The organism is Kitasatospora sp. NPDC093679, from assembly GCF_040683455.1.
GTDB classification, from domain to species: Bacteria; Actinomycetota; Actinomycetes; order Streptomycetales; family Streptomycetaceae; genus Kitasatospora; species Kitasatospora arboriphila.
The window spans coordinates 73,333-92,207 of the sequence record NZ_JBFBDW010000030.1; the positions used below are offsets into that span (position 1 = coordinate 73,333).

Sequence of the window (18,875 nt, forward strand, 5' to 3'; positions counted from 1 at the left end):
AAGGCGAACGACCATGTTCTCCAGGTGTGCGAACCACACCGGCGGTACGCCGTGACCCGCTACCTCGCGAAACGGCTCGGCTACTACGCCGTCCTCCTGGTCGCCGCCGTCTTCCTCGCCTACGCCCTCTCCTGCGCCGCCCTCGGCCCCCGCGCCTACTTCGAGGCCAAGCAGCCCAGACCCTCCGCGGCCGCCGTCGACCGCCAGCTCACCGCGCTCAACATCAACGACCGCACCCCGGTCGTCGAACGCTTCGCCACCTGGGCCGACGGCCTGCTGCTCCACGCCGACCTCGGCCGCACCATCCACAACACCCCGGTCAACGAGGAGTTCGGCCGCCGGATCTGGGTCTCGCTGCGCCTCCTGCTGATCGGCAGCCTGCTCGGCATGCTGCTCGGCGTCGCCGGCGGCGCCTGGAGCGCCGTCCGCCAGTACCGGCTCTCCGACCGGGCGCTCACACTGCTCTCCTTCGTGCTGCTCTCCACCCCGGTCTTCCTCGTCGCGCTGCTCCTGAAGAACGGCGCCATCGCCGCCAAGGACGCCGCCGGCCACGAGGTGGTCCCCTTCACCGGCTACGAGACGCCCAACCTCGCCGGCGGACTCGGCGCCCACCTCGCCGACTGGGGCCTGCACCTGCTGCTGCCCACGCTCTCGCTCGCCCTCGGCGGCCTCGCCGTCTACAGCCGCTACCAGCGCTCCACCATGCTCGACGTGCTCGGCTCCGACTACCTGCGCACCGCCGAGGCCAAGGGGCTCACCCGCAACCGCGCCCTGCTCAAGCACGGCCTGCGCACCGCCGTCATCCCGATGTCGACGATGTTCGCCTACAGCTTCCTCGGCATCTTCACCGGAGCCGCCTTCACCGAGACCATCTTCGGCTGGCACGGCATGGGCGAATGGTTCATCCAGGCCGTCAACGAACAGGACATCAACGCCGTCGTCGCGGTCAACCTGTTCGCCGCCGTCGTCGTGCTCGCCGCAGGCTTCCTCGCCGACGTGCTGCACGCCGCGCTCGACCCCCGGGTGAGGTACTGATGACCGCCACCGCCCTGCCCGAGACCGCCGCCCCCGCGCCCGCCGCGGACCGCGCCCCCGCCGGCCGGCTGCGCCTGGTCGCCGGCCGCCTCGCCGCCTCCAGGGGTGTCGTCGTCGGAGCCGCCGTCCTGCTGCTGCTCTTCCTGCTCGCCTTCCTCGGCCCGCACCTGACGCCTTGGGACTACGCCACCCCCAACTACGGCCAGATCCGCCGCCCGCCGTCCGCCGAGCACTGGTTCGGCACCAACGGCATCGGCCAGGACGTCTTCGCGCAGACCATCCGCGGCCTGCAGAAGTCCCTGGTCATCGGCCTGCTCGTGGCCGTGCTCTCCACCGGCCTCGCCTCCCTGGTCGGCGCCTGCGCGGGCTACTTCGGCGGCTGGACCGACCGGCTGCTGATGTTCCTCGTCGACCTGATGCTGATCTTCCCCGGCTTCCTGGTCATCGCCATCGTCTCGCCGCGGCTGCGCGGCACCGGCTGGCTCGCCTTCGTCCTGCTGCTCGCCCTGTTCAACTGGATGATCACCGCCCGGGTGGTCCGTTCCATGACCAGGTCGCTGCGCGAACGCGAATTCGTCGCCGCCGCACGGTTCATGGGCGTCGGCGCGTTCCGCATCATCTGGCGGCACGTGCTGCCCAACGTCTCCTCCTTCCTGATCATCGACGCCACCATCGCCGTCGGCGGCGCCGTGATGAGCGAGGCCGCGCTCTCCTACTTCGGCTTCGGCGTCCGCGCCCCCGACGTCTCGCTCGGCACCCTGCTCGCGGCCGGCACCGCCGACGCCCCCGTCTTCCCCTGGCTGTTCTACTTCGCCGCCGCCCTCCTCGTGCTGTTCGTCCTCGCCGTCAACCTGGTCGGCGACGGCCTGCGCGACGCCCTCGACCCCACCGCCGAGGCCGGACGCCGCTCCGCCCGGCTCGCCCGCGCCGCCCGCACGCCCGTCGCCGACGCACCGGCCGACGACCCGAGCACCCCCGCCGCCCGAACCCGCCGGAGCACCCCGTGACCCCCGCCCTGCTCACCGTCCGGGACCTCACCGTCGACTTCGGCACGGCCCCCGCCGTCCGCGGCGTCGACCTCGACCTGCACCGCGGCGAAACCCTCGGCATCGTCGGCGAGTCCGGCTCCGGCAAGTCCGTCACCGCGCTCGCCGTGCTCGGCCTGCTGCCCGGCACCGCCCGGGTCGGCGGCTCCGTCCGGCTCGACGGACGCGAACTCGTCGGCCTGCCCACCCGCGAACTCGCCGCCGTCCGCGGCCGCCGCATCGCCATGGTCTTCCAGGACCCGCTCTCCGCCTTCACCCCCGTCTACCGGATCGGCGACCAGATCGCCGAAGCCGTCCGCATCCACCAGGACGTCGACCGCGCCACCGCCCGCAAGCGCGCCGCCGACCTGCTCGACCTCGTCGGCATCCCCGCCCCCGACCGCGCCCTCGACAGCTTCCCGCACGAGTTCTCCGGCGGCATGCGGCAGCGCGCCATGATCGCCATGGCGATCGCCAACGACCCGGACGTGCTGCTCGCCGACGAACCCACCACCGCCCTCGACGTCACCATCCAGGCCCAGGTCCTCGACGTGCTGCGCACCGCCCAGCGGGAGACCGGCGCCGCCCTCGTCCTGGTCAGCCACGACCTCGGCGTCATCGCCGGCAGCGCCGACCGGGTCGCCGTCATGTACGCCGGACGGATCGCCGAGACCGCCCCGGTCGACGAACTGTTCGCCGCACCCCGCCACCCCTACACCCTCGGCCTGATCGGCGCGGTGCCCCGCCTCGACGGCCGCGGCGGCCCCCTGGTGCCGATCCCCGGCCGCCCGCCCGCCCCCGGCGAACTCGGCCGCGGCTGCCCGTTCGCCCCCCGCTGCCCGCTCGCCGAGGACCGCTGCCGCACCGCCGAACCCGCCCTCGACACCGGCTCCGACGGCTCCGACGGCGCCCACGACCGGGCGTCCGGCCACCTCGCGGCCTGCGTCCGCGCCGACGAACTCGCCGCCCGCCGACCCGCACCCGCCGAGGTCTACCCGGTGCCCGCCGTCCCCGCCCCCGCCCGGGCGCTGCCGCCGCGCGCCGAACGGGACGCCGTGCTCGCCGTCCGCGGCCTCACCAAGAGCTTCCCCCGGCTCAAGGGCGCCGTCCTCAAACGCCGGATCGGCGACGTCCACGCCGTGGACGGCGTCGACCTCGACATCCGCCGCGGCGAAACCCTCGGCCTGGTCGGCGAGTCCGGCTCCGGCAAGTCCACCACCCTCTACGAACTGCTGCGCCTCGCCGCACCGCAGGGCGGCCGGATCGAACTCCTCGGCCAGGACACCGCCGCCCTCGACCGGGCCGCCGCCCGACGCCTGCGCGCCCGGGTGCAGATCGTCTTCCAGGACCCGGCGGCGAGCCTCGACCCCCGGATGCCGATCGGCGACATCGTCGCCGAACCGCTGCAGGCCCAGCGCACCCCGCGCGAGGAGGTCCGCCGCCGGATCCCCGAGCTGCTGCGGCAGGTCGGGCTCGACCCGGAGCACGCGGACCGCTACCCGCACCAGTTCTCCGGCGGCCAGCGGCAGCGGATCTCGATCGCCCGGGCCCTCGCCGTCCGGCCCGACCTGCTCGTCCTCGACGAACCCGTCTCCGCGCTCGACGTCTCCGTCCAGGCCGGGGTGCTCAACCTGCTCCAGCAGCTCAAGGCCGAACTCGGCCTCGCCTACCTCTTCGTCTCGCACGACCTGTCCGTCGTCCGGTACCTCGCCGACCGGGTCGCCGTCATGTACCTCGGCCGCACCGTCGAGACGGGCGCCGTCACCGAGGTCTTCGAACGGCCGCGGCACCCGTACACCCGTGCCCTGCTGTCGGCCGTCCCGCTGCCCGACCCGGCGGCCGAACGCCGGCGCAGCAAACTCCTGCTGGCCGGCGACCCGCCCTCGCCGACCGTCCGGCACGAGGGCTGCCGCTTCCGCTCCCGCTGCCCGGTGTACGCCGCCCTGGACACGGAGCGGCGCGGCCGCTGCGAGCGGGACACCCCGCCCGACACCGCCGCCCCCGGCGTCGACCACGTCGCCGCCTGCCACTACCCGCACGGTGCCTGATCCGCCGTCGGCGTCACCCCCGTACCGAGACTGCTGCTGGTCCACGGACTCGAGTCCGAGGACGGCCGCCTCCTCGCCCTCGCCGGGCCGCTCTTCCCGGCGTCCGGCGAGCGCATCGCCCTGGACGGCCACCGGGTGGTGGTGACCCGAGGCGACGGCCGGTCGTCCGCCCTGGCCGGCGGCCCGGCCAGGGCTGCTGGAACCGCGGACGGCTGCACCGGCGCTGACGGGTCGTCCGGTCCGATCCGGCCCGATCCGGTCCCCTCGGGCAGCGGCGGCGCGTACGGTCGTCGCATGGCCGTAGAGCGCACCGCCGCCGTCCGGGGCATCCGACTCGCCTACCGGGAGTGGGGAGCGCCCGGTGCCCCGCCGCTGGTGCTGCTGCACGCCCTGGGCGAGAGTGCCGCCGACTGGGGAGCGGTCGCGCCCGCCCTCGCCCGGCACCGCCGGGTGTACGCGCCGGACCTGCGCGGCCACGGGCGGACGGAGTGGCCGGGGGAGTACTCGCTGGAGGCGATGCGCGACGACGTGCTCGCCCTGCTCGACACCCTGGGCCTCGACACGGTCGACCTGGTCGGCCACTCGATGGGCGGCGTGGTCGGCCACCTGCTCGCCCAGCAGCAGCCCCACCGCGTCCGCCGCCTGGTGCTGGAGGACGCGCCGCCGCCGTTGCCGAGGGTGCCCTCCGTCCCGACCCGGCCGGACGGCCCGCTCGACTTCGACTGGGACATGGTGCTCGCCCTCCGCCGGCAGATCGACTCCCCGGACCCGGCCTGGCTCGACGGCCTCGCCCGGATCACCGCCGACACCCTGGTGATCGCCGGCGGCCCGAGCAGCCATGTTCCGCAGCAGGGCCTGGCCGAGCTGGCCCGGCGGATCCCCGGCGCCCGGCTGATCACCGTGCCCGTCGGCCACCTCGTCCACGCGGCCGCGCCGGAGGCGTTCACCGAAGCCGTGCTGGCCCTCCTGCTCGGCGACCGGGAGCGGTAGCCACCCCGGGCGCGGACGATCCGGTTCGGGACGATCCGGTTCGGTCCGGTCTGGCTACGCTGGAGCCATGACTGCGATGGCGACCTCCCGGACCGAACCCGACCTCTCCTTCCTGCTGGACCGCACCAGCCACGTGCTGCGCACCCGGATGGCGGCCGCGCTCGCGCAGATCGGCCTGACCGCGCGGATGCACTGCGTGCTGGTGCACGCGCTGGAGGAGGAGCGGACGCAGATCCAGCTCGCCGAGATCGGCGACATGGACAAGACCACCATGGTGGTCACCGTGGACGAGCTGGAGAAGGCCGGCCTGGCGGAGCGGCGGCCGTCCAGCCGGGACCGCCGCGCCCGGATCGTCGCCGTCACCGAGAAGGGGGCGCAGGTCGCGCAGGAGAGCCAGAAGATCGTCGACGGGGTGCACCGGGAGGTGCTGGCCTCACTCGCCGGCCCGGACGGCGAGGCGCTGCTGCGCGGCCTCAAGCAGTTGGTCCAGGGGGAGCTGGCGGCACCGGTGGAGTCCGCCCGACCGGCCCGGCGGGCCCGCCAGTAGCCGTCCACCAAGAAACCGTCCATAACTAGATAGTCCGCAACGGGATTAGTTGCTAGGGTCGTACCCGTCGCACCGCACCGACGGGAGAGACCCATGCCTGCTGCACCCGCACCTGTCACCGCCGCCCCCGCTGCCGCCGCTCCGGTCCCGCGCGGCCTCCGCTCCCGGTGGACCGCCCTCGCCGTCCTGTCCACCGGCCTGCTGATGACGGTCCTCGACGGCAGCATCGTCACCGTGGCCATGCCCGCCGTCCAGGCCGACCTGGGCTTCTCCCCGGCCGGGCTGAGCTGGGTCGTCAACGCCTACCTGATCGCCTTCGGCAGCCTGCTGCTGCTCGCCGGACGGCTCGGCGACCTGCTCGGCCGCAAGCGGACCTTCCTCGCCGGAACGGCCCTGTTCACCGCCGCCTCGCTGCTCGCCGCGGCCGCCGGATCCCCGGCCGTCCTGCTCGCGGCCCGGTTCCTCCAGGGCGTGGGCTCCGCCGCGGCCTCCGCCGTCGGACTCGGCATCCTCGTCACCCTCTTCACCGACCCCCGCGAACGAACCCGGGCGATCGCCGTCTACTCCTTCACCGGCGCGGCCGGCGCCTCCATCGGCCAGGTCCTCGGCGGCGTCCTCACCGACGCCCTCGACTGGCACTGGATCTTCCTCATCAACCTGCCGATCGGCGCCGCCGCCCTGCTCCTCGCCCTCCCCGCGCTCCCGGCCGACCGCGGCACCGGCCTGCGGGCCGGCGCCGACGCCCCCGGAGCCGTCCTGCTCACGGCCGGCCTGATGCTCGGCATCGCCACCCTGGTCGGCGCCGAACAGCACGGCTGGGCCTCCGCCCGCACCCTCGGACTCGGCACGCTCGCCGCCGCCCTGCTCGCGGCCTTCGTCCTGCGGCAGGCACGGGCGGCCGCCCCGCTGGTACCGCTGCGGATCTTCCGCAACCGGACGGTGGTCGCCGCCAACCTCGTCCAGATGCTGATGGTCGCCGCGCTCTTCTCCTTCCAGGTCCTGGTCGCCCTCTACCTGCAGAAGGTGATCGGACACGGCGCCGCCGCCACCGGCCTCGCCATGCTGCCCGCCGCCGTGGTGATCGGCGCGACCTCGCTCGGCGCCGCCGCCCGGCTCAACGCCCGGTTCGGCGAGCGTGCCGTCCTCCTCGCCGGCCTCGTCCTGCTCGCGGCGGCCCTCGGCTGGCTCGTCCGGCTGCCCGTGCACGCCCACTACGCCACCGACCTGCTGCCGGTGATGCTGCTCGCCACCGGCTTCGGCCTCGCCCTGCCGGCGCTCACCACCCTGGCCATGTCCGGTGCGGACGAACACGACGCCGGGCTCGCCTCCGGCCTCTTCAACACCACCCAGCAGATCGGCATGGCCGTCGGCGTCGCCGTGCTCTCCACCCTCGCCGCCGGCCGGACGACCGCCCTCACCGCGGCCGGCCGCACCACCGCCGAAGCCCTCACCGGCGGCTACCGCCTCGCCTTCGCCGTCGGCACCGGCCTCCTCGCCGCCGCCGCAACCGTCGCCGCCACCCTGCTCGGGCGGTCGATTCAGGGGCGCGGGGGACTGCGCAATGCGGATGTGGGCCACCGTGCGGACCAGGGGTGAACCGGACTCCTCAGGAGCACCACTGCCGGATTGCGCAGTTCTCCTCCCGGCCTTCGGCCGGGAGGTGTCCCCACGCGTCCCTGCTGGTGCCCTCCGCAGGTTCCCGCCGCCCCTGGTGGTGATCCACCCGCCGTAGGGTTGGCGCATGGTCCAGGGGTGGGTGGGTTCGGGCGGGCAGGAGCGGGTGTCGTTGGCGGAGGTGCTCGCGGCGGTGCCGCAGGCGCTGGTCGACGAGGCCGTGGAGGTGTGCGGGGTGGCCGACGGGGGCCCGGGCGGAGGACTCCCGCCGTATCTGACGGCCTGTCTGGTGATGGCGTCGTGCCTCCTCCCCGAGGACGGGCCCGAAGAGCTCGCGGAGAAGGTCATCGCGGCCTTGCCGCAGTTCGGGGTCCGGGACGCCGGGTGGGGACCGTTGACGCCGTCGGTGATCGCCGAGGCACGCGAGCGGCTGGGCCGGGACGTGCTGCGGGAGACCTTCTACCGGGTGGCCGAGCCGGTCGCCACCCCTGCGCCCCCGGCCGCACGGTTCGGCGGTCGGCGGTTGACGGCCCTCCACGGGTTCGGGTTCGACGTCCCCGACTCGGCCGAGAACGCGGCCGAGTTCGGCCGCGCCGACGGTGACCCGTCCGGCTCCGGCGCTCCGCGGGCCCGGGTCGTGGCCGTCGTCGAGTGCGGATCGCGTGCCGTCGTCGACGCCGAGGTCGGGCCGTGGTCCCGGAGCGGGACGGCGACGGCGGCCGCACTGCTGCCGTCGATCTCCACCGAGTGGCTGCTGCTGGCCGATCAGGACCTCTACGGCTTCGCCGCGTTCGGCGCCGCGGCGCAGACCGGGGCGGCGCAGTGCTGGCGGGTGTCGGCGCAGCTGTCCCTGCCGGTCCTGGAGGTCCTGTCCGACGGGACGTACCTGTCGGCCCTGGTCGATCCCCGTCTGGGCGGCGACCTGCGGGAGGAGCAGCTGCAGGTGGTGAGGTCCGGTGCGAAGCCGGATCCGGCGGCGGCCCATGTCGTCCGGGTCGTCGCCGACGGCGATCCGGACCGCGACGGCGGGCGGCCGGTCCGGCTGATCACCACCCTCACCGATCCGGGGACCGCGCCGGCGGCCGACCTGACGGTTGCCCACCGGCGGCGACAGCCGGAGGCGCTGCTGCCCGGTGCCACGCGGGCACTGCGGTCCGAGAGCCCGGACCTGGTCCATCAGGAGATCTGGGCGCACCTGCTGGTCCAGTACGCGGTCAACTCCCTGCACTGCCGTGCCTCGGACCCGGCCTCGGACTCGACCTCGGCCGGTGCCGGCACCGTCCCGGGCCCCCGGATCTGACATGCTGCTCCGGTGTGGCGTGAACTGATCCTGGAAGCGGCGGGCGACGCCGAGCTCGGCGAGCCGGCGGGGAGGAGGCGCTGGCCGCGGTCGAGGCGGCGCTCGGCCAGCCGCTGCCCGCCGAGTTGGCCGCGCTGCTGCGGGAGTGCGACGGAGTGCGGGGACGAAACGGCGACGACGTCGTCCGGAGCGCCGGGCGGATCGCCCGGGACAGCGCCGAGTTCCGCGCCGCAGCCGACTTCGCCGCGCTCTACATGCCGTTCGAGCCGCTGATGTTCTTCGGCGACAACGGGGGAGGCGACCGGTTCGCCTTCGTCCGCACGCCGCCGCGGACGGACGTCTTCGTCCGGGACCACGAGACGGACGGCCGCTCCCTGGTCTGCCACGACCTCGGCCACTACCTCGACCGGGCGCTGCGCGAGACCGGCGACCGGTACCGGTAGCCGGGCCGCGGGATCAGCCCGTGCGGGGGACGGGCAGCCGGAGTTCGGCGACCGCGCCGCCCTCCGGGTGGTTCCCCAGGTGCAGGGCGACCCCGATGGCCTCGGCGTGGCCCTGGGCGATCGTCAGGCCCAGTCCGTGGCCGTGGCCGCGTTCCCGGGCGCCGGTGCGGAAGCGCTGCGGGCCGTCGCGCAGCACGGACTCCGGGTACCCCGGCCCGTGGTCGCGGACGGTGACCACCGGCCCGTCCACCCGCACCCGCACCGGCGGCTCGCCGTGCCGGTGGGCATTGGCCACCAGGTTGGCCAGCACCCGGTCGAACCGCCGCGGATCGGTGCTGACCGTCGCGTCGGCGGACACCACCAGCTCGACCGGCCGCCCGGCGGCGGCCGCCGTGCGGGCCACCAGCTGCGCCAGCGGCAGGTCGGCCAGGTCGGCGGACTCGGCACGGGCGTCCAGCCGGGAGACCTCCAGCAGGTCCTCGGTCAGGTCGCGCAGCGCCCGCACCCGGTTCTGCACCAGCTCGGTGGGCCGCCCGTCCGGCAGCAGTTCGGAGGCGGTGAGCAGGCCGGTCAGCGGGGTCCGCAGCTCGTGCGCGACGTCGGCGGTGAAGCGCTGCTCGTTCTCCAGCCGGCTGCGCAGCGCGGCGGCCATCGAGTCGACGGCGGTGGCCAGTTCGAAGACCTCGTCGCGGCGGCGGCCGAGCGGTCCGATCCGTGCGTCGAGGTCGCCGGCGGCGATGGTGCGGGCGGTGCGGGCGGCCGTCCGCAGCCGGTGGCTGATCCGGTCGGCGGCGAGCACCCCGGCCAGCACCGTGACCGCGACGGACAGCGCCGCGGCGATCTGCACCGCCCGGTCGAGGTCCGCCACCGCCTGCTCGTCGCCCGCGAAGTCGAGGCGCACGGACACCACCCGGCCGCCGGCGCCGGCCGCCGCCCACATCGCGGTGCCGTTCGGGCCGGGGCCGAGCACGGAGCCCTGCCGGCCCCGCGCGGCCAGTGCCCGCAGGTCGGCGGGCACCGCCGGGTCGTCCACCGCGGCGTGCCAGCCGCCGACCAGCTCGCCGGTGCGGTCGTACCCGGTGAGCACGGCGTCCAGGGCGGCCTCCGCGGAGGCCCGGGCCTGGTCGGTGTGCTGGCCCACCGACGCCCGGTGGACGAGCACGGCGACGGTGCACGCGACCAGGCAGGAGACCAGTGCGATGACGGCGGCGATCTGCCGGCGGAGCGTCACCGGATGCGCCGCAGGCGGTAGCCGAAGCCCCGGACGGTCTCGATCCGGCCCGCGCCGATCTTGGCGCGCAGGCGCTGGACGTGGACGTCCACCACCCGGCTGTCGGCGTCCCAGGAGTAGTCCCACACCCGGGAGAGCAGGGTCTGGCGTTCCATCACCACGCCGGGGGCGGCGGTGAACTCCAGCAGCAGCCGCAGTTCGGTCGGGGTGAGCGGCACCGGCTCGCCGGCCACCGTCACCTCCATCGCGTCGGTGTCCACCGCCAGGTCGTCGATCACCCGCAGCGCGGACGGGCCGGGCTGCGCCGCGTCCGCCGGGGCGCCGCCGGCCGCACCGGACGGGCCCGGGACGGCGGGCGCGGCGGCCGGGCCGGTGCGCCGCAGCACGGTGCGGATCCGGGCGACCAGGACGGCGATCTCGAAGGGCTTCACCACGTAGTCGTCGGCCCCGGCCTCCAGGCCGGAGACCACGTCGACCGCCTCGCCGCGGGCGGACATCATCAGGATCGGCAGGCTGCTCTCCTCGCGGACGCGCCGGCACAGGCCGACCCCGTCGAGCATCGGCAGCATCACGTCGATCAGCATCAGGTCCGGCCGCCGGGCACGGAACCGCTCCAGGCCCTGGAGGCCGTCCGCGGCGGTGTCGACGGGGAAGCCGTACCGTTCCAGCGCCATCTGGGTCGCCTCGCGGATCACCTCGTCGTCCTCGACGAGCAGGATCCGCGGCATGGGCGGAGCGGCCGGCAGGGGCGGGATCGGTGCGGTCATCGCCGCCTCGCCGGGAGGGTGGGGACGGGGGACGGGACGGCCGACCGGCCGAGCGGCCGGCCGTCCGGGCCGATGACGACGCCGTCCGGGCGGGTGGGCGTGGGCGTCGGCCGGGCGGCGGGGACGGTGGGTTCGGGGGTCGGGCAGCCGGCCGCGCCGTCGGCGGGGCCGGTGTAGACGGTCTGCCGGTCGACGAAGGCCATCCGGACGGCGTTCCAGCGGTAGGTGCTGCTGGTGCGGGCGGTCGGCCCGTCCGGCTCGTGCAGGACGAGGTCCCGTCCGACGGTGTCGGCGGTGAACCCGGCGTCCGCGCCGACCGCCAGCACCGGGACGACCTTCCCGTCCCGGTCGCTGTAGACGTGCAGCACCGCGCGCCCGTCGGCCTCCGGCGTCAGCACGGCGGTGATCAGCTCGGGCCGGCCGTCCCCGCTCAGGTCCCGGTACTGCGCGGGCTGGACGGTGCAGCGGGTGCAGTCCCCGGACAGCGCGCGGTGTTCGAGGTCGGTCAGCGCGGGGTCGTGGAGCAGGACGACCCGGGCGTCCAGTTGCCCGAGTCCACCGGCCGGGGCGGCCAGGCCGGGCAGCGGGGACGGCGGCGGCGCGTCCGACTCGGCCCGCGGGGTCGCCGGGGCCGAGGTCGCGGCGGCCGGCCACAGCGGCTGCGGGCTGGGGTGCTCCGCGACCTGCCGGGCCGGGCCGGCGTCGTGCAGGGTGCCCGGGCTGTCGCAGCCGGCGAGCACCAGGACCGCCGCGACGACGGCCGCGACCGCCGCCACGGCACGGCCGGCCGTCCCGGTCCGGGCAGGTGGGCCTGTCCACTTCCTCACGTGCTGCGGTGCCTTTCCTGGTGGCCCTCACGGGGACTGACGGTCGTACGGGGACGCTGACGGTCGTACCGGGACGACGCGAGGGCAGCCAGTCTGCCCCATGCCCACCGGCGGCCCGCCGCCCGGCCGCCGGTCGGCCACGGCCCGCCGGTCGGACGGTCCCCGTCGGCGACCGTCCGGCCGCCGACGGGGTCACGCACCGTCGGAAAGGTCGGCGAGGACGACGATGTTGTCGCTGTAGTGCCCGTCCTTCCCGATCGTGCCGCCGCAGGTGACCAGCCGAAGCTGTGCGTCGGGGGTGGCGCCGTACACCAGGTCGGTCGGGAAGGCGGACTTCCGGAACTGGCGGATCGCCCGGACCCGGTACGTCACCGTGCGGCCGTCCTCCCGCCGCACCCGGACGGTGTCGCCCGGGCGCAGCGTCGGCAGCCGTTCGAAGACGGCGGGGCCCTTGCGGGTGCGGTAGTGGCCGAGCAGGACGGCCGGTCCGGGCAGGCCCGGTGCCGCGCCGTCGCGGTACCAGCCGACCCGGCCGGGCCGGTCCAGCGGCGGGACCTCGACCGTGCCGTCGCCGTTCAGGCCGACCGGGCCGACCGGGGCGTCCACCCCGATCCGGGGGATCAGCAGCCGGACCGGCGGCGAGGCCGACCGTCCGGCCTCCGGTGCGGAGCCGGGACCGGTGGCACCCGTGGACGGCACGGCGTGGGTCGGCGGCGAGGCGTCGGGGCCGGTGTACGAGATCCGCACCGGCTCCCCGTCGGGCGTGAGGCCGTACGCCACCGTGCCGAGCCCCAGCGCGAGGACGAGCGCGCCGGCCGACGCGGCCGGCACCCACGAGGGGCGCCGGCCGCGCCGGTTGCGGCTACGCCTGCGCGCCGGCACGGCGCCGACGGACGACGGCGGTGCCGATCCCGGCCGCGCCGGCCAGCGCCAGCACGGAGCCGAGCACGACGGCGGTCGGCGAGGTGCCCGCGTCCGCCTCACCGGTCTGGGCGCCGCCCCGCGGCGCGGTGCCGGCCGGGCGGCCGTCCGGACCGATCGGCGCCGGGGTGCTCCGGCGGCCGTCCGCGCCGACCGGGGGCAGGGTGGGGACGGGGCTGGGCGCGGCGCTGCGCGTGGCCGTCGGTGCCGGGGCCGAGGGGACCGGGCTCGGCGACGACCCGTCGGCGGCCGCGGCGCCGGCGGACAGCACCACGGCGACCCCGGCTCCGGCGCAGACCAGCGCGGAGCGCACCGAGCGGTGCACGGTCGAGGTACGTGACATGAGGACTCCTCCGAATGTTCGCCACTCCCGTCCGGATGAACGCGAGTTGGTGACGCACACGCTAGGAACCGCTCCTCACGGACTCCCTCCGGCCGTGTAACGGCCACCGCGCGGATCGGTAACAGCCCCCGTCACGGCCGCACGGCCGCCCCGGCCGGTGCCGGGACCACCCCCTACAGCGGCGTCGCGCGGGCCGCGAGCGGCAGCGGCGGGAGGCGGTGGCGGCCGATCCAGGCGTCGAGCAGGCCGTCCGCGGCGTGGCCGCCGTAGCGGGCGAGGTGCGCGGCGAACTCGGCGGTGGTGACCACCGAGTGCCGGCGGCTGGTCGCCCAGTCGCGGACCATCCGGAAGAAGACCGGGTCGCCGAGGGCGGTGCGCAGGGCGTGCACGGTGAGACCGCCGCGCTCGTACACCCGGTCGTCGAACATCAGGCTCCTGCCCGGGTCGCCGATCCGGATGTTCTGCGGCAGCGCGAGGAGCTTGCGGTACGCGGTCTCGGCCTTGCGCTGGGCGCTCGGGCCGCCGGAGTGCTCCGACCACAGCCACTCGGCGTACTTGGCGAAGCCCTCGTTGAGCCAGATGTCCGGCCAGCCGCCGATGGTGACGCTGTTGCCGAACCACTGGTGGGCGAGCTCGTGGGCGATCAGGCGCTCGCTGCCGCGGGCGCCGTCGACGTGGTTGGTGCCGAAGGTGGCGAGGCCCTGCGCCTCGACCGGGACGTCCAGCTCCTCGTCGGCGACCACCACCGCGTACTCGGTGAACGGGTACGGCCCGAAGAGCTCCTCGAACAGCGCCATCATCTGCGGCTGCCGCGCGAAGTCGTGCTCGAACCGCCCCTGCAGCCGGGCCGGGACCCAGCCGGTCTGCGCCACGCTGCCCGGGCCCGGCCGCGCCAGCGGGACGCCGCGGTACGGCCCCACGGAGAGGCCGACCAGGTAGCTGGCGGTGGGTGCCGGCTGGTCGTACACCCAGGTGGTCGAGGAGGCGCGGGTGGTGCGGGTGAGCAACCGGCCGCCGGTGACCACGGTGTACGGCGAGGGGGTGGTGACCGACAGGTGGTAGCTCGCCTTGTCGGACGGCCGGTCGTTGCACGGGTACCAGGACGGCGCGCCGACGGGCTGGCTGGCGACCAGCGCGCCGTCGGTGAGCTCCTCCCAGCCGAGACCGCCCCAGGGACTGCGGACGGGCTTGGGGTTGCCGGACCAGTGCACCTCGACGGTGAAGGCGGCGCCGGCCGCGGGCGCCTTGGCCGGCTTGATCCGCAGCTTGCCGCCGCGGTGCGTGTAGTGGCCCGGGCGGCCGTCGACCAGCACCCGGCCGATCCTGAACGCCGCGAGGTCGAGCGCGAACTCGCGCAGTGGCGCCCGGCCCGCTATGGCCGTGATCCGTGCCGTGCCGGCCAGCCGGTTGGGGCCCGGCCGGTAGTCCAGGGTGAGTTCGTACCGGTGGGTGCGGTACCGGTGGTCGCCGTTGTTCGGGAAGTACGGGTCGGCGGCAGCGGCCTCGGTCTGCTTGGGGCTCACCGGTCGGTTCTCTCCGTGCGCGGTCTCGGTCATGTGGCTCGGTGCCCGGGGCGCTGCCAGGCCTCGATCGGGTTGCCGAGCCAGCGGGTGTCGTCGGGGACGGACTCCGCACGCATCACCAGGGAGGCCGGGCCGAGCGTGGAGCGGGCCCCGACCGTGCTGCCGGGCAGCACGATCCCGCCCGGGCCCAGGGTCGAGCCCTCGCGGAGTTCCACAGTATCGAGCCTCATGATCCGGTCGTGGAAGAGGTGCGTCTGCAGGACGCATCCCCGGTTGACGCTGACCGCGTCGCCGAGGGTGACGAGGTCGGTCTCCGGCAGCCAGTAGCTCTCGCACCACACGCCGCGGCCGACCCGGGCGCCGAGGGCCCGCAGCCAGACGTTGAGCACCGGGGTGCCGAGCACCCGGCCGATCAGCCACGGCACCGCCAGCACCTCGACGAAGGTGTCGGCGAGCTCGTTGCGCCACACGAAGCCGCTCCACAGCGGGTGCTCCGCCGCCCGGCAGCGCCCGACCAGCAGCCACTTCGCGGCGACCGACACCGCGCAGGCCGCCGCCCCGGCGGCGAGCAGCACCGGCCCGGCGAACAGCACCGCACCGCCCGGCACCGCACCGTCCAGGGCGCAGAGCGCGACCGCGGCCAGCACCGCCAGCGCGGCCGAGGCGAACACCGGGACGAGCCGGCCGAGCTCGGTCAGACCGCGCGCCCACAGCAGCCTGCCGGGCGGCTCGTAGGTGCGGGCGGCGTCCGCGGTGTCCGCCGACCGCGGCAGCTTCACCGGCGGCATCCCCAGGTAGGAGCTGCCCCGCTTGGCCTTCTTCGGGGTGGCGGAGAGCACGCCCACCAGACCCCGGTCCGGCACCGAACGGCCGGGCGCGGTCATCCCGGAGTTGCCGAGGAACGCCTTGCGCCCCACCGCGGCCCGGCCCACCCGCAGCCAGCCGCCGCCCAGCTCGTACGGGGCGATCAGGGTGTCGTCCGCGAGGAAGGCGCCGTCGCCGACGGTGGTGAGGCTGGGCAGCGCGAGCACCGTCGAGACCTCGGCGCGCCGGCCGACCCGCATCCCGAGCAGCCGCAGCCACAACGGGGTGATCAGCCCGGCGTACAGCGGGAAGAGCGTCTGCCGGGCGTGGTCCATCAGCTGGCTGACCGTCCACACCTGCCACCCCGTCCGCCCGTGCAGCGGATGGTGGCCGGGGCGCAGCCCGAGGCTGAGCAGCCGGACGAGCGCCAGCACGACCGCCGCGTACGCCAGGCCGTACACCAGGGTGGCGGGCACCACCGCGGCCAGCGCACCGCGCAGCGCCGTCGGCAGGTCGTCGCCGGGGTGGACGAACAGCCCGGCCGTGAGCAGGGCCGGAACGAGGCACAGCGCGGGCAGCAGGGCCAGGGCGGAGCCGGTCAGGCCGTAGACCGCGGCCCACCGGGTGCTGCGGGCGGGCCGCTGCTTGGGCCAGCCGCGCTCCGCCTTGCCGATCTTGACGGCGGGGGCGCCGCCCCAGCGCTGCCCGGTCGGCACGTGCCCGGCCACGCCGGAGCCCGGCGCGACCTCGGCGCGCTTGCCGACCCTGGAGCCGGGGAACAGCACCGAGCGCGTCCCGACCACCGCGCCCGCGCCGACCCTCATCGCGCCGACCTCCAGCCGGTCGCCGTCCAGCCAGTACCCGGCGAGGTCGACCTCGTTCTCGATCGCACAGCCCTTGCCGAGCCGCAGCAGACCCGTCACCGGCGGCAACGTGTGCAGGTCGACGTCCTCGCCGACCTGCGCGCCCAGCGCCCGGGCGTAGCGCGTCAGCCACGCCCCGGAGAGCGAGGTGGCACCGGCCGCCTCGGCCCACTGCTCCGCGGCCCACAGCCGCAGGTGGACATTGCCGCCCCGCGGGTGGGTCCCCGGCCCGACACCGCGCAGCAGCAGCCGGACGCCGCCCGCGGCGACGGCCAGCCGCCCGGGCGCGGAGAACAGCAGCGCCGCACCCGCCGCGACCGCCCACCAGGGCGCGGCCGGCACCCAGGCCCAGCCGCCGAGCACGTGCAGTACCGAGCCGAGCGCCAGCAGCGGGACGCTCCAGCGCAGCCCGATCAGCGCGGACAGCGGCAGCAGCGCCGACAGCTGCACCAGCCCCGCCCGCAGCGGTGTCGGCTCCACCCGTCGGACCGTCGCCTCGGCCGGCGCCGCCCGCTCCAGCAGCCGGGCCAGCTTGCGCAGCGTCGGCTGCTGGTAGACGTCCAGCACCGACACCGCCGGGCAGCGGGTGCGCAGCCGGGTGGTCAGCTGCGCGGCCGCCAGCGAACCGCCGCCGATCGCGAAGAAGTCGTCGTCGGCGCTGCGCACCGGCACCCCGAGGACCTCGGCCCACTGCTCCGCCAGCCACGCCTCGGTGCCGTACAGCTCCTCGCCCGGGCCGCCCTGCTCGACCTCCGGCAGCGGCCAGGGCAGCGCGGCCCGGTCGACCTTGCCGGAGGTGCGGCACGGCAGTTCCTCGACGGTCGCGAGCAGCGGGACGAGCGCCGCGGGCAGCTCGGAGCGCAGCCGCTCGACCGCGGCCGCCCGGTCGAAACCCTCCCGGACGACCAGGTAGCCGACCAGCAGCTGGTTGCCGCTGCGGGCGGAGCGGACGGCGGCGGCCGCCCCGGCCACCCCCGGCAGCGCCTGCAGGGCGGCGTCCACCTCGCCCAGCTCGATCCGGCGGCCGCCGAGCTTCACCTGTTCGTCGCCGCGGCCGAGGAAGACCAGCCCCTCGGGGTCCGCGCGGACCAGGTCGCCGCTGCGGTACGCGCGGGCCCAGCCCAGCGCCTCCAGCGGGGCGTACTTCTCCTCGTCCTTCACCGGGTCGAGGTACCGGGCCAGCCCCGCACCGCCGATCACCAGCTGGCCGCTGCCGCCCATCGGCACCGGCCGGTCCTCCTCGTCGACGACGGCCAGCTCCCAGCCGTCCAGCGGCAGCCCGATCCGCACCGGGCCCTCGCCCGTCAGCGGGCAGGCGCACGCCACCACGGTCGCCTCGGTCGGGCCGTAGGTGTTCCACACCTCGCGGCCCTCGGTGACCAGCCGCTCGGCCAGCTCCGGCGGGCAGGCCTCACCGCCGAAGATCAGCAGCCGGACCTCGTTCAGCGCCTCGGCGGGCCAGAGCGCCGCCAGCGTCGGCACGGTGGAGATCACCGTGATCTCCTGCTCGGCCAGCCACGGGCCCAGGTCGGCGCCGCTGCGCACCTGCGCCCGGGGGACGGGCACCAGGCAGGCGCCGTGCCGCCAGGCCAGCCACATCTCCTCGCAGGAGGCGTCGAAGGCGACGGACAGCCCGGCCATCACCCGGTCGCCCGGCCCGATCGGCTCGCCCTGCAGGAACAGCCCGGCCTCGCCGTCCACGAAGGCGGCGGCACTGCGGTGGGTGACGGCGACGCCCTTGGGCCGGCCGGTGGAGCCGGAGGTGAAGATGATCCACGCGTCGTCCTCCGGGCCGGGGCTCGCGGCCTCGTTCCCGGACGGCTTGACCCGGCCCAGCTCCCGGTCGGGGCCGAGCACGGCGTTGACGTCGGCCTCGCCGAAGACCAGCTCGGCGCGCTCGTCCGGGTCGTCGGCGTCCACCGGCACGTAGGCGGCGCCGACCGCCAGCACGGCCAGGATCGACACGTACAGGTCGTTGGTGCCGGACGGCACCCGGACGCCCACCCGGTCGCCGAGGCCGATGCCCGCCCGGGCCAGGTGCCGCCGCAGCAGCTCGACCTCGTCGAGCAGGTCGGCGTAGCCCAGCACCGTGCGGCCGTCGTCCAGCGCGGGCTCGTGCGGGTGCGCCGCGGCCGTCGCCCGCAGCACGTCCACCAACGTGCGGACGGCGGCCGGCGGACGGCCGGGGAACAACGCGAGCGGTGTCTCGGGGCCGGTCATCACGGTCATGCAGTCCCCTTCCCGGCTCCCGGGAGACCCATCGAAGGCGTCCAAAGCGCGACAACCCGGACAATCTACCGACCTGGGCATTACCGCCCGCGCCAAGCCAACCACCCGGCGCGCCGCACCACCGCTCGGGTCGAGCCGGCCGGAGCAGCGGTGACCACTCGGGCCGCGCTGCGCCTTCCCCCGGGCGACCGGGAGCCCCGCCGCCCACGCGGCAGCCTGCCGGACCGCTCCGGGGCGGACAAGACCGCGTCGTGCGGACGAGGGCGCGTCGGTGAGCGACCAGAAGCGCGTGGGGGGGGCCCCCCCCCCCCGGGCCGGCCGGGGCCCCCCCCCCCCCCCGCGGGGGGGGGGGACGCCCAGACAGG

Annotated in this window: 15 protein-coding genes; 8 read left to right on the top strand and 7 right to left on the bottom strand. The window is 75.9% G+C overall.

The window, feature by feature from the left end; translation table 11 throughout:
* Positions 1-51 precede the first annotated feature (51 nt).
* The 8 genes from AB0O09_RS23920 (at position 52) to AB0O09_RS23955 (ending at position 9,002) form a co-directional block, all read left to right on the top strand.
* Entirely contained in the window at positions 52-1,035 is a 984-nt protein-coding gene (locus AB0O09_RS23920; RefSeq protein WP_363544265.1) for an ABC transporter permease, read from the top strand.
* The gene (locus AB0O09_RS23925) at positions 1,035-2,042 is read left to right on the top strand and encodes an ABC transporter permease (RefSeq protein WP_363544238.1); all 1,008 of its coding nucleotides are present in this window, start codon (positions 1,035-1,037) and stop codon (positions 2,040-2,042) included. The genes AB0O09_RS23920 and AB0O09_RS23925 overlap by 1 nt, the downstream gene beginning before the upstream one ends.
* Entirely contained in the window at positions 2,039-4,108 is a 2,070-nt protein-coding gene (locus AB0O09_RS23930; protein WP_363544240.1) for an ABC transporter ATP-binding protein, read from the top strand. Before AB0O09_RS23925 ends, AB0O09_RS23930 begins: the two co-directional genes overlap by 4 nt.
* 294 nt (positions 4,109-4,402) lie before the next feature.
* The gene (locus AB0O09_RS23935) at positions 4,403-5,098 is read left to right on the top strand and encodes an alpha/beta hydrolase (protein ID WP_363544242.1); all 696 of its coding nucleotides are present in this window, start codon (positions 4,403-4,405) and stop codon (positions 5,096-5,098) included.
* A 67-nt stretch (positions 5,099-5,165) separates the two neighbouring features.
* Positions 5,166-5,645, top strand: coding sequence for a MarR family transcriptional regulator (locus AB0O09_RS23940; RefSeq protein WP_363544243.1), 480 nt, complete (start codon positions 5,166-5,168; stop codon positions 5,643-5,645).
* Between the two features lie 93 nt (positions 5,646-5,738).
* Positions 5,739-7,241, top strand: a complete 1,503-nt coding sequence (locus tag AB0O09_RS23945; protein WP_363544244.1) for an MFS transporter — start codon at positions 5,739-5,741, stop codon at positions 7,239-7,241.
* 145 nt (positions 7,242-7,386) lie between these two features.
* A complete protein-coding gene (locus AB0O09_RS23950) occupies positions 7,387-8,559 on the top strand; it encodes a transposase domain-containing protein (protein ID WP_363544246.1) in 1,173 nt (390 codons plus the stop codon).
* Positions 8,560-8,684: 125 nt separating this feature from the next.
* On the top strand, positions 8,685-9,002 hold the full coding sequence (locus AB0O09_RS23955; protein ID WP_363544248.1) for an SMI1/KNR4 family protein: 318 nt from the start codon (positions 8,685-8,687) through the stop codon (positions 9,000-9,002).
* A gap of 13 nt (positions 9,003-9,015) precedes the next feature.
* On the opposite strand, the gene AB0O09_RS23960 is transcribed toward AB0O09_RS23955, so the two are convergent.
* From AB0O09_RS23960 to AB0O09_RS23990, 7 genes are all read right to left on the bottom strand, one after another.
* Positions 9,016-10,233, bottom strand: a complete 1,218-nt coding sequence (locus AB0O09_RS23960; protein WP_363544250.1) for a HAMP domain-containing sensor histidine kinase — start codon at positions 10,231-10,233, stop codon at positions 9,016-9,018.
* Positions 10,230-11,000, bottom strand: coding sequence for a two-component system response regulator CseB (gene cseB, locus AB0O09_RS23965; protein WP_363544252.1), 771 nt, complete (start codon positions 10,998-11,000; stop codon positions 10,230-10,232). Before cseB ends, AB0O09_RS23960 begins: the two co-directional genes overlap by 4 nt.
* A complete protein-coding gene (locus tag AB0O09_RS23970; RefSeq protein ID WP_363544254.1) occupies positions 10,997-11,827 on the bottom strand; it encodes a hypothetical protein in 831 nt (276 codons plus the stop codon). Before AB0O09_RS23970 ends, cseB begins: the two co-directional genes overlap by 4 nt.
* Positions 11,828-12,019: 192 nt before the next feature.
* Complete coding sequence (locus tag AB0O09_RS23975; RefSeq protein ID WP_363544255.1) at positions 12,020-12,658, bottom strand: class F sortase; 639 nt, start codon at positions 12,656-12,658, stop codon at positions 12,020-12,022.
* 31 nt (positions 12,659-12,689) lie between these two features.
* Positions 12,690-13,091, bottom strand: a complete 402-nt coding sequence (locus tag AB0O09_RS23980; protein WP_363544257.1) for a sortase-dependent protein — start codon at positions 13,089-13,091, stop codon at positions 12,690-12,692.
* A gap of 173 nt (positions 13,092-13,264) precedes the next feature.
* Positions 13,265-14,614 carry a M1 family metallopeptidase gene (locus AB0O09_RS23985; protein ID WP_363544259.1) on the bottom strand — a complete coding sequence of 450 codons (1,350 nt, stop codon included), beginning with the start codon at positions 14,612-14,614 and terminating at the stop codon, positions 13,265-13,267.
* A gap of 29 nt (positions 14,615-14,643) precedes the next feature.
* Complete coding sequence (locus AB0O09_RS23990) at positions 14,644-18,510, bottom strand: Pls/PosA family non-ribosomal peptide synthetase (RefSeq protein ID WP_363544260.1); 3,867 nt, start codon at positions 18,508-18,510, stop codon at positions 14,644-14,646.
* Positions 18,511-18,875 lie beyond the last annotated feature (365 nt).